Source organism: Cupriavidus malaysiensis, assembly GCF_001854325.1.
In the GTDB taxonomy this organism is placed as follows: domain Bacteria; phylum Pseudomonadota; class Gammaproteobacteria; order Burkholderiales; family Burkholderiaceae; genus Cupriavidus; species Cupriavidus malaysiensis.
This window is the reverse complement of the sequence record NZ_CP017754.1, coordinates 3,550,707-3,563,965: the sequence shown is the minus strand read 5'-3', so window position 1 is coordinate 3,563,965 and position 13,259 is coordinate 3,550,707. Positions and strand designations below refer to the sequence as shown.

At 69.7% G+C, this 13,259-nt stretch carries 11 protein-coding genes; 7 read left to right on the top strand and 4 right to left on the bottom strand.

Annotated elements, in window-relative coordinates; genetic code table 11:
* Nucleotides 1-12 precede the first annotated feature (12 nt).
* Nucleotides 13-225 (top strand): hypothetical protein, encoded by a 213-nt coding sequence (locus tag BKK80_RS16100; protein ID WP_071016516.1) that lies wholly within the window; start codon nt 13-15, stop codon nt 223-225.
* A 278-nt stretch (nt 226-503) separates the two neighbouring features.
* Here the strand turns inward: BKK80_RS16100 and BKK80_RS16095 are convergent, their stop codons facing one another.
* Both BKK80_RS16095 and BKK80_RS16090 read right to left on the bottom strand, forming a co-directional pair.
* Nucleotides 504-836, bottom strand: a complete 333-nt coding sequence (locus BKK80_RS16095; protein WP_071014496.1) for a DMT family transporter — start codon at nt 834-836, stop codon at nt 504-506.
* A gap of 327 nt (nt 837-1,163) precedes the next feature.
* On the bottom strand, nt 1,164-2,345 hold the full coding sequence (locus tag BKK80_RS16090; protein ID WP_071070880.1) for a benzoate/H(+) symporter BenE family transporter: 1,182 nt from the start codon (nt 2,343-2,345) through the stop codon (nt 1,164-1,166).
* Between the two features lie 440 nt (nt 2,346-2,785).
* Between BKK80_RS16090 and BKK80_RS16085 the strand changes: the two genes are divergently transcribed.
* Complete coding sequence (locus BKK80_RS16085) at nt 2,786-4,738, top strand: ATP-binding cassette domain-containing protein (RefSeq protein WP_071070190.1); 1,953 nt, start codon at nt 2,786-2,788, stop codon at nt 4,736-4,738.
* 34 nt (nt 4,739-4,772) lie between these two features.
* Here the strand turns inward: BKK80_RS16085 and BKK80_RS37100 are convergent, their stop codons facing one another.
* Nucleotides 4,773-4,934, bottom strand: coding sequence for a hypothetical protein (locus BKK80_RS37100; protein WP_167366679.1), 162 nt, complete (start codon nt 4,932-4,934; stop codon nt 4,773-4,775).
* The gene (locus BKK80_RS16080) at nt 4,931-6,142 is read right to left on the bottom strand and encodes an MFS transporter (RefSeq protein WP_071070188.1); all 1,212 of its coding nucleotides are present in this window, start codon (nt 6,140-6,142) and stop codon (nt 4,931-4,933) included. The genes BKK80_RS37100 and BKK80_RS16080 overlap by 4 nt, the downstream gene beginning before the upstream one ends.
* A gap of 365 nt (nt 6,143-6,507) precedes the next feature.
* On the opposite strand from BKK80_RS16080, the gene BKK80_RS16075 reads away from it, so the two are divergent.
* The 5 genes from BKK80_RS16075 to BKK80_RS16055 all read left to right on the top strand — a co-directional run bounded on the left by BKK80_RS16075 (nt 6,508) and on the right by BKK80_RS16055 (nt 13,252).
* Nucleotides 6,508-8,499 (top strand): DNA topoisomerase IV subunit B, encoded by a 1,992-nt coding sequence (locus BKK80_RS16075; RefSeq protein WP_071014489.1) that lies wholly within the window; start codon nt 6,508-6,510, stop codon nt 8,497-8,499.
* A 46-nt stretch (nt 8,500-8,545) separates the two neighbouring features.
* The gene (locus BKK80_RS16070) at nt 8,546-9,361 is read left to right on the top strand and encodes a lytic transglycosylase domain-containing protein (RefSeq protein ID WP_071070186.1); all 816 of its coding nucleotides are present in this window, start codon (nt 8,546-8,548) and stop codon (nt 9,359-9,361) included.
* 84 nt (nt 9,362-9,445) lie between these two features.
* Complete coding sequence (gene parC / locus BKK80_RS16065) at nt 9,446-11,785, top strand: DNA topoisomerase IV subunit A (RefSeq protein WP_071014485.1); 2,340 nt, start codon at nt 9,446-9,448, stop codon at nt 11,783-11,785.
* A 304-nt stretch (nt 11,786-12,089) separates the two neighbouring features.
* Nucleotides 12,090-12,725: a chromate transporter gene (locus tag BKK80_RS16060; RefSeq protein WP_071014483.1), complete on the top strand. Its 636-nt coding sequence runs from the start codon at nt 12,090-12,092 to the stop codon at nt 12,723-12,725.
* Entirely contained in the window at nt 12,722-13,252 is a 531-nt protein-coding gene (locus BKK80_RS16055) for a chromate transporter (protein WP_071014480.1), read from the top strand. Before BKK80_RS16060 ends, BKK80_RS16055 begins: the two co-directional genes overlap by 4 nt.
* The last annotated feature ends 7 nt before the right edge of the window (nt 13,253-13,259 follow it).

Genomic DNA, 13,259 nt, shown 5'->3' with positions numbered 1-13,259 from the left:
GCGGAGATGGAGATGGCAAGCGACACGATGGAATACAAGGGCCATGTGGTCCACGTCTTCTGCGACCAGATCCGGGACGGCTCCTACCTGGCTTCCTGCGAGATCTGGGAGGACGCGGCCGTCGTGCAGGAGGCGCGCTCGGTGGGGCGGGAGCATGCGAGCGCGCAGGCGGCGAGGGACGCGGCCTACGCCTGGGCAATGCGCTGGATCGACGCCAATAGCTGAAGTGCCGCTAATGCCGCCGCCGATGATCTCGTCTTGGCCGGGATGTTCGTGCGGGACGGGCGTGGGGCATGCCGCCGGTGAGAAAGACGGCCCCCGGGAGGGGGCCGTGGAAGGGAAATTGGGCGTGGATGACCGGCCCAGGCGCAATCTTCGCGCGGCGAGCAGCGTACCGCACCTGGATCAGCCGCAGCTTTCGGGGGATGATCCAGCTTGCAGCCTGTGGTGTTTTATGCTCTCGTGCGCCCGGCCCCAGGCGGGATGCACCGGAACTGGCTGGCTCAGTGCGTTTGCATCTTCGAGAAGAGCTGGATCACCGCGACGCCGGCGACGATCAGCCCGATACCGAGCCAGGCCGCCAGGTCCGGCAACTGGCGGTACAGCACGCTGGCGATCAACGTGACCAGGACGATGCCTGCGCCGCACCAGATTGCGTAGGCGATACCCACCGGCATGGTCTTCATCACCTGCATCAGCAGGAAGAAGGCCGATACGTAGCCCGCCACGACGAGCACGCTGGGGAGCAGCCGGGTGAAATCCTGCGAGGCTTTCAGGCTGCTGGTGGCGATCACTTCGGCCACGATGGCGAGGGCCAGGAGCAAGTAGCTGTTCATTGTTCCACGGTCTGGAATCGTGCCGGCGGGATGCCGGCAACGTCGCCCGACATGATAAATGGCGCGGTGCCTGGGGCCATGACCAGTCCCGGCGCGTTGTGGCGGAAAAGGCGGCGATGGCGCGGCGGGTGTGGCTTCGGTCCAACTTCCCGCGCTATCGCCTTCCCCACCTTGGTGTGGAAACCTTCGTTACCGGTGGTTCGCGCAGCGTCGCGACCGCGCGCTGCGGCATGTGCTGCCCCAGACGCCCAACGGGCACTCGATCGGCGAGATCGGCGCCGCCGCGCCGGAGCCGGCTCAGTCCGGCTCAGTCCGGCTCAGTCCGGCTCAGCCCGGCTCTCGCTGGCGCAGCACCAGCAGCGCCAGCATGCCGCCCACCACGCCCCAGAACGCCGAGCCGATGCCCGCCAGCGTCATACCGGAAGCCGTGATCATGAAGGTCAGCAAGGCCGGCTCCCGCTCCTGCGCCGACTGCATGGCTACCGTCAGCCCATTGGCGATCGAACCGAGCAGGGCGAAGGCGGCCAGCGCCACCACCAGCGCCTTGGGGAAGGCGGCGAACAGCGCCGCGATGCTGGCCGCCAGCACACCCGCCACCAGGTAGCCGAAGCCGCACACCACCGCGGCCGTATAACGCCGCTCGCGGTCGGGGTCGGCCTGGACGCCGGTACAGATGGCGGCGGTGATGGCGGCCAGGTTGATGCCGTGGGAGCCGAACGGGGCGAGCAAGGCCGAAGCCAGGCCGGTCACGGTGATCAGCGGCGAGGCCTTCACCTGGTAGCCGTCGGCGCGCAGGACGGCCAGGCCCGGGATGTTCTGCGAGGCGAGGGCGACGATGAAGAGCGGGATGGCGATGCTGATGCAGGCCTGCAGCGAGAATGCCGGCGTGGTCCAGACCGGCTGCGCGACGGCGAAGCGGAAGCCCTCGAAATGCAGCTGGCCGAGCGCGCCGGCCAGCGCCACGCCCACCAGCAGCACGCCGGGCACGGCATAGCGCGGCCACCAGCGCCGGCCCAGCAGGTAGGCGGCGAACATCGCCAGCAACAGTGCCGTCTGCTGCTGCGCCTGGACGAACACATCGACGCTGATGCGGAACAGGATGCCTGCCAGCAGGGCCGAGGCGATGCTGGCAGGCAACGCACGCATCAGCCGGTCGAACCAGCCGGTCAGGCCGGCGGCGGCCATCAGCAGCGCCGCGACCACGAAGGCGCCGATCGCCTCGGCATAGGGCACGCCGGGCAGGCTGGCGATCAGCAGCGCAGCGCCCGGCGTCGACCAGGCGATGACGATGGGTACGCGCGTCAGCAGCGACAGGCCGATGGTGGTCACGCCCATGCCGATCGACAGCGCCCAGATCCAAGAGGCGATCTGCGTGGCGGACAGGTGGGCGGCCTGGCCGGCCTGGACCATCAGCACCAGCGAGCTGGTATAGCCGGTCAGCATGGCGACCAGCCCCGCGACCAGCGCGGAAACGGACAGGTCGGCGAAGCGGAGGGGGCGAGGGGGCATCGGATCAGGGCGTGCCGGCGGCAGGGCCGGCGCCGGCGGCGCAAGCGAAGGGTCCGCCATCTTCGCACGACTTGCGAAGCGGCTCCAGCGGCGCCCCGCGGGCGGTGGCGGCCGCTGCGGCATCCGCCGCCGGCCCCGGCAAGTCGGCCGACGCGCGAACGGTTCGGGTGGCTGACGGGGCTTTCCCTTACGGACTTTTCCGACTGGAGGGGGGCAGGGGGGCTTGCTATGCTCGACTTGTGCCTTGCGAGCATGGCACCGAGGAGAGACTCTTGGGCCCCCGGCGTGGGCCCATTTTTTTTGCCTGGCGCCGGCGGGTGGCACCCGCGGGGCGCGGTGGGGCGCGGCGCTGCCGGCGTCGACTACAATGCGGCCTGCACCGTGCAGGCCCCGCTACGGACGGGGCAGGCGCGCCGATCCGGATTCTCTCTGACGTTTCGATGGCCCTGTTCTCCATTACCGATGCCCAGCTCGCCTTCGGGCATGTGGCATTGCTCGATCACACCGATTTTTCGCTGGAGGCCGGCGAGCGCGTCGGCCTGATCGGCCGCAACGGCACCGGCAAGTCGTCTCTGCTGAAGATCGTGGCCGGCCTCGCCGCGCCGGACGACGGCCTGATCTCCCGGCAGAATGGCGTGACGTCGGCCTATGTGCCGCAGGAGCCTCAGTTCGAGCCCGGCCTGACCGTGTTCGACGCGGTATCGCAGGGCATGGGCGCCGCCCACGACCTGCTGCTGCGCTACGAGGTGGCGGCCGAAGCGGTGGCCGAGGGGCATGGCGGGCCGGACGAGGCGGCGGCGCTGGCCGAGTTGCATCGCCTGCAGTCGGAACTGGATGCCGCCGGCGCCTGGCAGTTGCGCACCCGCGTCGAGACCACCCTGGCGCAGCTCGGCCTGGATCCCAAGGCGGCCGTCGAAGGCCTCTCTGGCGGCACGCAGAAGCGGGTGGCGCTGGCGCAGGCGCTGGTGGCCGAGCCGGACATCCTGCTGCTGGACGAGCCGACCAACCACCTCGACGTGGCTGCCATCCGCTGGCTGGAAGACCTGCTGCTGGCCTTCCGCGGCAGCGTGCTGCTGATCACCCACGACCGCGCCTTCCTCGACCGCGTGGCCACGCGTATCGTCGAGCTGGACCGTGGCCGCCTGCTGTCCTTCCCCGGCAACTTCGCCGCCTACCAGGCGCGCAAGGCCGAGCTGCTGGCGGCCGAGCAGGTCGAGCAGGCCAAGTTCGACAAGCTGCTGGCGCAGGAAGAGGTGTGGATACGCAAGGGCGTGGAAGCACGCCGCACCCGCAGCGTGTCGCGCATCCAGCGGCTGGTGGCGATGCGCAGCGAGCGCGCGGCGCGCCGCGAGGCCCAGGGCAACGTCAAGCTGGAGGTGGCGCAGGGCGAGCGCTCGGGCAAGATCGTGGCCGAGCTGGTCGACGTCAGCAAGGCCTTCGGCGGGCGCACCGTGGTGCGCGAGTTTTCCGCCACCATCATGCGCGGCGACAAGGTCGGCCTGATCGGCCCCAATGGCGCCGGCAAGACCACGCTGCTGCGCCTGATCCTGGGCGAGCTGCCGCCCGACAGCGGCACCGTGCGCAACGGCAGCAACCTGCAGGTCGCCTACTTCGACCAGATGCGCGGCCAGCTCGACATGGAGCGTTCGCTGGCCGATACCATCAGTCCCGGCAGCGACTGGGTCGAGATCAACGGCCAGCGCAAGCACGTGATGAGCTACCTGGGCGACTTCCTGTTCGCCCCCGAGCGCGCGCGCTCGCCGGTCAAGTCGCTGTCCGGGGGCGAGCGCAACCGCCTGCTGCTGGCGCGCCTGTTCGCACGCCCGGCCAATGTGCTGGTGCTGGACGAGCCGACCAACGATCTCGACATCGATACGCTGGAACTGCTGGAGGAACTGCTGCAGGAATACGCCGGCACTGTCTTCCTGGTCTCCCACGACCGCGCCTTCCTCGACAATGTGGTGACCTCCACCATCGCCGCCGAGGGCGACGGCCGCTGGCGCGAATACGTGGGCGGCTATGCCGACTGGGAACAGCAGTCGGCGCGCGCGGCCCGGATCCAGGCCGAGCAGGCCCAGCAGGCGCGCGGCGGCGAGGCCGTTGCCGAAGCATCCAAGGCGCGCGAAGGGCGCGAGGCGCGCGGCGCCAACCGCACCGTCAAGCTTTCCTACAAGGAACAGCGTGAACTGGACGGCCTGCCGGAGCGCATCGCTGCCCTGGAAACGGAGCAGAAGACCATCTCGGCGCGCCTGGCGGACGGCTCGCTCTATGTCAGCGACCCGGCCGGCGCGGCACAGCTGGCCACCCGCCACGACGAGATCGAGATGGAGCTGTTGGAGGCGCTCGAGCGCTGGGAAGTGCTGGAGGCGAAGCACCGCGGCGAGAGCCAGTGAGCATAGCGAGCGCCGTTCCCCCTGCAGCGGGCGGCTATCCGCACCAGGCCAGCACCATATTGGACAGGTCCACCATGAAGGCTGGCCGCAGGTAGGCGAGGAAGGCGAGCGCCGCCACCGCCGCCAGCGCGCCGAGGCCGGCGCCCTGCAGCAGGCGCCGGCGCGCCGATACCGAGGCCGCCGAGGGCGCCGTCATGCCGCCACCGGCTGCGGGCGCGCCACCGCGTGCTCGCGGATCGGCAGGTTGACCAGGGCGGCCAGCACGCCCAGCCCGATCGCCAGCATCCAGACCGTGTCGTAGCTGCCGGTGCGGTCGTAGAGATAGCCGCCCAGCCAGGCGCCGAGGAAGCTGCCGATCTGGTGCGAGAAGAACACCACGCCCGACAGCATGGACAGGTACTGCACGCCGAACACCTGCGCGATGATGCCGTTGGTCAGCGGCACGGTGGACAGCCACAGGGCGCCCATCAGCGCGGCGAACACCCAGGTGCTGGCGACCGATAGCGGCAGCAGCAGGTAGGCACTGATCACCAGCGAGCGCGTCAGGTAGATGAAGGCCAGCAGGTAGCGCTTGGGCATGCGCTGCCCGAGCGAGCCGGCGCCGTAGGTGCCGAACACGTTGAACAGCCCGATCAAGGCCAGCGCGACGGTGGCGATCTTGGGGTCGCCCAGGCCGCGGTCCTTCAGGTAGGGCGCCAGGTGCACGCCGATGAACACGACCTGGAAGCCGCACACGAAGTAGCCCAGCGTCAGCAACTGGTAGTTGCGGTTGCCGAAGGCCTCGCGGATGGCCTGGCCGATGGTCTGCTGCGCGCCGGAGCGCGCGCCGGCCATGTCGGGCTCGCGCAGCGTGAAGGCCAGCGGCAGCATCAGGCAGGCCAGCGCGGCCAGCACGAAGAGCGCATGCTGCCAGCCGATGGTGGAAATCAGGGTCTGCTCGACCGGGATCATCAGGAACTGGCCGAAGGAGCCGGCCGCGGCGGCGATGCCCATGGCCCAGACGCGCTTCTCGGCGCTGGCCACGCGGCCGATCACGCCGTACACGACGCTGTAGGTGGTGCCGGACTGGGCCAGCCCGATCAGTACGCCGGCGCCCGAGGCGAAGGCGGTGCCGGAAGTCGACAGGGCCATCACCAGCAGCCCCGCCACGTACAGCGCCACGCCCACCAGCATCACGCGCAACGCGCCGAAGCGGTCGGCCAGCGCGCCCGCGAAGGGCTGGCTGGCGCCCCACATCAGGTTCTGCAGGGCCAGGGCGAAGGCGAAGGTCTCGCGGCTCCAGCCGTGCGTCTGGGTGATGGGCAGGTTGAACAGGCCGAAACCATGGCGGATGCCCATCGAGAGCGTGACGAGCAGGCCGCCGCAGACCAGTACGGTGCCCAGGGAAAGTTGTCGATTCTGCATGTCTGGCTCTTCTTGTGCTGGGAGTTGTCTCGTTGTTCTCGTTGTTCTTGTCTTGTTCCAGGCCCGTGTTTCGTCCCGGGCTTTCTTCCGCGTCCGCCTCCGCTGTGGTGCCACCGGCACCTGGCCTGGGGGCCGCGGTGGCCGGAGGGGCAGCGCCGGGCAGGGGGCCGCCGCCGGGCGAGTGTACTCTGCCGCGCCCGAACGCGCTGGCGCGTCACTTTTCAAGTCACTTTTCACCGGCCGGTGCGGGCGACAGCGCGGCGGCTTCCATTACAATGCGGTGCCCGGCCCGTGGCACGCGTTCCGGCGCGCGCCCGGTGCGCAAGGCGCCCGCCCGGCCGGTACTCCAATTTCGTAGCGACTCCATGGCGAGCAAAACCAGTCAGTACAGCGAATCCTCCATCCGGGTCCTGAAGGGCCTGGAGCCGGTCAAGCAGCGGCCGGGCATGTACACGCGCACCGATAACCCCCTGCATATCGTCCAGGAGGTGATCGACAACGCGTCCGACGAAGCCCTGGGCGGCTTCGGCTCCGAGATCCTGGTCACCCTGCACAAGGACGGCAGCGTCAGCGTGGAGGACGATGGCCGCGGCATTCCGGTCGGCATCCACCCCGAGGAAGGCGTGCCGGTGGTCGAGATCGTGTTCACCCGGCTGCATGCCGGCGGCAAGTTCGACAAGGGCAAGGGCGGTGCCTATGCCTTCTCGGGCGGCCTGCACGGCGTGGGCGTGTCGGTCACCAACGCGCTGTCGACGCGTCTGGACGTGGGCGTCTGGCGCGACGGCATGGCCTCGGCGCTGACCTTCTCCGGCGGCGATGTCACCACGCCGCTGTCCTCGCGCAAGCTCGAGCGCGGCGAAAAGAAGAACGGTACGCGCGTGCAGGTGTGGCCGGATCCCAAGTACTTCGATTCCGCCGCCATCCCGCTGGCGGAACTGCAGCGCCTGCTGCGCAGCAAGGCCGTGCTGTTGCCGGGCGTCAAGGTCACGCTGGTGACCGAGAAGAGCGGTGAGAGCCAGACCTGGCAGTACGATCAGGGCCTCAAGGGCTACCTGGTCGAGGCGCTGGCGCAAGGCAGCGGCGCTGAACTGGTGATCCCGATGTTCGAGGGCGAGCATTTCGCCGATCCCGAGGCCAACAACGGCGAGGAGGGCTTCGCCGAGGGCGAGGGCGCCTCGTGGGTGGTGGCCTGGACCGAGGAAGGCTCGCCGGTGCGCGAGTCCTACGTCAACCTGATTCCGACCCCGGCCGGCGGCACCCATGAATCGGGGCTGCGCGAGGGGCTATTCCAGGCGGTCAAGAGCTTCATCGAGATGCACGCGCTGCAGCCCAAGGGCGTCAAGCTGATGAGCGAAGACGTGTTCGCGCGCGCCTCCTTCGTGCTGTCGGCCAAGGTGCTCGACCCGCAGTTCCAGGGCCAGATCAAGGAGCGCCTGAACAGCCGCGACGCGGTGCGCCTGGTCTCCACCTTCAGCCGCCCGGCGTTGGAGCTGTGGCTGAACCAGCATGTGGAGTACGGCAAGAAGCTGGCCGAGCTGGTGATCCGCCAGGCGCAGGCGCGCACGCGCGCGGCGCAGAAGGTAGAGAAGAAGAAGGGCTCCGGCGTGGCCGTGCTGCCCGGCAAGCTGACCGACTGCGAATCGACCGACACCGAGCGCAATGAACTGTTCCTGGTCGAGGGCGATTCCGCCGGCGGCTCGGCCAAGATGGGGCGCGACAAGGAATTCCAGGCCATCCTGCCGCTGCGCGGCAAGGTGCTCAACACCTGGGAGACCGAGCGCGACCGCCTCTTCGCCAACAATGAAGTGCATGACATCGCGGTGGCGATCGGCGTGGACCCGCACGGCCCGGACGACGAGCCCGACCTGACCAACCTGCGCTACGGCAAGATCTGCATCCTGTCGGACGCGGACGTCGACGGCGCGCATATCCAGGTGCTGCTGCTGACGCTGTTCTTCCGCCATTTCCCGCGCCTGATCGAGCGCGGCAACGTGTGCGTGGCGCGCCCGCCGCTGTATCGCGTCGACGCACCGGCGCGCGGCAAGAAGCCGGCGCAGAAGCTCTACGCGCTGGACGAAGGCGAGCTCGAAGCGATCCAGGACAAGCTGCGCAAGGACGGCGTCAAGGACGGCGCCTGGCAGATCTCGCGCTTCAAGGGCCTGGGCGAGATGAGCGCGGAGCAATTGTGGGAGACCACCATGAATCCGGATACGCGCCGCCTGCTGCCGGTGTCGCTGGGCGGCTTCGGCCAGGCCGAGACCGTCGGTGTGATGAACATGCTGATGGGCAAGGGCGAGGCCGCGCAGCGCCGCAACTGGCTGGAAGAGCGCGGCAATGAAGTGGTGGCGGACATCTGAGGACGAGGCAGGCGAGATGGCGGCAAGTCGGCGAGTGACGGGGCGGATGGCGAGGGCAGGGCGCGCGGCGGTGAGCGCGGCCCTGCTGCTTGCCGGGCTCGGCTGCGCCGGCGCCGTCCACGCCGAGTTGTACGGCTATGTCGACGATGACGGCGTGGCCCACTTCGCCGACCGCAAGCTCGACGCGCGCTATCAGCTGTTCCTGCGCGGCGGCGGTTCGCTCAACGCGCCGGGGCTGGCGCGCCCGGGCGCGCGCGCGGGCCGGGATGCCGGCACGGGCGGCGGTGCGGGCGCGGCCGGCGCCATCGACATCGAGAACCACAAGCTTTACCGCTACGTCATCAACCATCCCAATATTGCCGTGGTCGAGCCCATGATCCGGCAGATCGCGCAGCGGCAGAACGTCGATCCGGCGCTGGTCAAGGCGGTGATGGCGGTGGAGTCCGGCTTCAACCCGCAGGCGGTGTCGCCCAAAGGCGCGATCGGCCTGATGCAGGTGATTCCGGACACCGGCGCGCGCTTCGGCGTGGCGGCCGACGCCAAGCGCACCGTCGAGCAGAAGCTGGCCGATCCGCGTACCAATATCGCGGCCGGCGTGCGCTACCTGAGCTGGCTGATGCAGATGTTCCCCAATAACCTGGAACTGGTGCTGGCGGCCTACAACGCCGGCGAAGGCGCCGTGCAGCGCTACAACAACCAGATCCCGCCCTTCCCCGAGACGCAGCAGTACGTCAGCACGGTGCTGCAGTTCTACCGCATTTACCGGCCCGAAGGCCCGCTGCCGCGCGCGCTGGGCGGTGTCGGCCGCGCCGGCGTGACGCGCGTCAAGATGGTGATCGGCGGCCAGGACGAATTGCCTTGAACGGCGCCGGGGCGAGGCGCCCGCACCCATGCAACCCGGCGCGCGCGCGGACGACCGCGTCGCGCGCCGATTTCCTGTGAATCCATGGATCAACAAGACATCTCCTTCCAAGCGGACGAACCGGCCGACGCGCTGACGCTGGCGCACTACGCCGAGCGTGCCTACCTGGACTACGCCATCAGCGTGGTCAAGGGACGTGCGCTGCCCGAGGTGGCCGATGGCCAGAAGCCGGTGCAGCGCCGCATCCTCTTCGCGATGCACGAGATGGGCCTGCGCGCCGACGCCAAGCCGGTCAAGTCGGCCCGCGTGGTGGGCGACGTGCTGGGCAAGTACCACCCGCACGGCGACCAGTCTGCCTATGACGCGCTGGTGCGCCTGGCGCAGGACTTCTCGCTGCGCTACCCGCTGATCGACGGCCAGGGCAACTTCGGCTCGCGCGACGGCGACGGCGCGGCGGCGATGCGCTACACCGAAGCGCGCCTGACGCCGATCTCCCGCCTGCTGCTGGACGAGCTCGACCAGGGCACGGTCGATTTCGCGCCGAACTACGACGGCTCGATGGAGGAGCCCCGGCTGCTGCCCGCGCGCCTGCCCTTCGTGCTGCTCAACGGCGCCTCGGGCATCGCGGTCGGCATGGCCACCGAGATCCCGCCGCACAACCTGCGCGAAGTGGCGCACGCCAGCGTGGCGATGATCCGCAACCCGGACATCTCGCTGGCCGAGCTGCTGGCGCTGATGCCGGGGCCGGACTACCCGGGCGGCGGCCAGATCATCTCGCCGGCGGCCGATATCGCGCAGATCTATGAAAGCGGTCGGGGCAGCCTGAAGGTGCGCGCGCGCTGGACCGTCGAAGAGATGGCGCGCGGGCAGTGGCAGCTGGTGGTGACCGAGCTGCCGCCGGCGACGTCGGCGCAGAAGGTGCTGGAGGAGATCGAGGAGATCACCAATCCGAAGGTGCGCGCCGGCAAGAAGTCGTTGACGCCCGAGCAGCTCCAGCTCAAGCAGACCCTGCTGGCGGTGCTGGACGCCGTGCGCGACGAATCCGGCAAGGATGCGCCGGTCCGGCTGGTGTTCGAGCCCAAGAGCAAGAACATCGACCAGCAGGAATTCGCGCAGACGCTGCTGGCCCACACCAGCCTGGAGTCGGGCGCGCCGATCAACCTCGTCATGATCGGCACCGACGGGCGGCCGCGCCAGAAGGGCCTGCGCGACATCCTGCGCGAATGGATCGCCTTCCGCTTCGAGACCGTGACGCGGCGCACGCGCCACCGCCTGGGCAAGGTCGAGGACCGCATCCACATCCTGGAAGGCCGGATGCTGGTGCTGCTCAACATCGACGAGGTGATCCGCATCATCCGCGAGAGCGATGAGCCCAAGCCGGCGCTGATGCAGGCCTTCGGCCTGTCCGAGCGCCAGGCCGAGGACATCCTCGAGATCCGGCTGCGCCAGCTGGCGCGGCTGGAGGCCATCCGCATCGAGCAGGAACTGAAGGACCTGCGCGAGGAGCGCGGTGACCTCGACGTCCTGCTGAAGTCCGAAACGATGATGCGCCGGCGCATCATCAAGGAGATCGAGGCCGATGCCAAGCAGTACAGCCCGGAAGACAAGGATCCGCGCCGCACGCTGATCCAGGAAGAGCGCCGCGCCGCCGCCGAGGTGCGCGTGGTCGACGAACCGGTCACGGTGGTGGTATCGCAGAAGGGCTGGGTGCGCACGCGCCAGGGGCACGGCCACGATGCGCAGCAGTTCACCTTCAAGGCGGGCGACGCGCTGTACGGCACCTTCGAGTGCCGCACCATCGATGCGCTGCTGGCCTTCGGCAGCAACGGCCGCGTCTATTCGGTGGCCGTGTCCGGCCTGCCGGGCGGGCGCGGCGACGGCGTGCCGCTGACCACGCTGATCGACCTGCAGCCGGGCACGCAGATCGCCCACACCTTCGCCGGCGCGGCCGAGCAGCGCATGCTGATCGCCACGCGCAGCGGCAACGGCTTCCAGACCAAGGTGGCGGACATGATCGGCCGCAACAAGGGTGGCAAGGCCTTCCTGACGGTGGATGAGGGCGACGTGCCGCTGCCGCCCGCTCCGCTGGGCGACGAGGCGACCCATGCCGCCTGCCTGTCGGCCAACGGGCGCCTGCTGCTGGTGGCGCTGGACGAGATCAAGGTGCTGGCCGCCGGTGGCCGCGGCGTGATCCTGATGGAACTGGAGCCCAAGGAGGCCCTGTTGCAGGCGATTGCCGTGGGCGCGCCGGGCCTGGTGCTGTCCGGCACCGGCCGGGGTGGCAAGCCGAGCAGCCAGAAGCTGGCCGGACAGGCGCTGCTGCCCTACGTGGGCAAGCGCGCCCGCAAGGGCCGCGCGCTCGAGTCCCGGCTCAAGGAGCCGCGCATCGATCCGGTGCGGCCGGTGGCACCCGGCGGCAACTGAGGCGCGATGATGGTGGCCTGCCTGGCCCCGGCGGTATGACCGCATGGCCAGGAACGATGGCCTCCGAAACGGCCCCGCGCAGCGCGCGGGGCTTTTTTTACGCCATGCGCCGGCCTGTCCCGACCTGTCCCGACCTGTCCCTTTCGCGCAGGCGCCGCCGCGCCGGCCGGCGCACAATGCGCACGGGGCCGTGCGCGGGGGCCGCGCCGCATGCCGTCCTTGCGCCTTCGGGTCCCCCGCGTTCCACCTTTCCGGCGTTCCCGTCTTTCCGTCTTTCCTTCTTTCAGCCCGACCGTTCGATCCGATGCCCCCGTCAGAGCCCATCGACCCCAACCTCGCCCCCCCGCCCACGCCGCGGCGCCTGTTCATCGAATTCGCGCGCATGGGCTTGTCCGGATTCGGCGGCGTGCTGCCCTTCGTGCGGCGCGCCGTGGTGGAGCGCAACCGCTGGCTGGACGACCGCCAGTTCATCGAGCTGCTGAGCATGGGCCAGGTGCTGCCGGGACCCAATGTCATCAATGTCGCGCTGATGCTGGGGCTGCGCTTCGCCGGCCTGCGCGGCGCGTTGTCGGCCTTCGCCGGGCTGGTGCTGGTGCCAATGGTGGTGGTGCTGTCGGCCATGCTGCTCTACGAGCACTATCGCGACGTGGCGGCCGTACAGCACATGCTGGCCGGCATGACCGCCGTGTCGGCGGGCCTGGTGCTGGCCACCGGCATCAAGCTGGCGCAGAGCCTGCCGCCTTCGCTGCGCGGCCTGCTGGTCGGCGCCGCCGCCTTCGTCGCCATCGGCCTGCTGCGCTGGCCGCTGGTGCCGGTGATGGCCGTGCTGGTGCCGCTCGGGCTGCTGCTCGAATGGCATGCCGAGGGACGGGCGCTGCGCGCCGCACTGGCGGACGCCCCGGAGCGGGCCGAGGGCAGGACAGAGGGGCCGCAGCCATGAGCCAGGACAATGTGATCGGCAGCTTCTTCGCCCATTTCCTGCTGCTGTCCTTCCTGTCCATCGGCGGGGCCGGCACCACCATCCCGGACATGCACCGCTTCCTGGTCGAGTCGCACGGCTGGATGAGCGACGCGCAGTTCTCCGCCATGTATGCGATCTCGCAGGCTTCGCCCGGCCCCAATGTGCTGTTCGTCGCCCTGTTCGGCTGGCAGATCGCCGGGCTGGCCGGCGCCATTGCCGGCATGGTCGCCATCTGCGGGCCATCCAGCGTGATTGCGCTGGCCTTCGAGTATTTCGCCGGACGTTCGCCGCAGGCGCGCTGGCCCGGCCTGGTGCGGCGCGGCCTGGCGGCATTGACCATCGGCCTGCTGGGCTCCACCGGCTGGGTGCTGGCGGCGAGCGTCGACCACCGCTGGACGGGGGCCGCCGTCACCCTGGCCACCATCGCGCTGATGCTGAAGACGCGGGTGCATCCGCTGGTGCTGGTGGCGCTGGGCGCGGGAGCGGGCCTGCTCGGCCTGGTCTGAGGCCGCC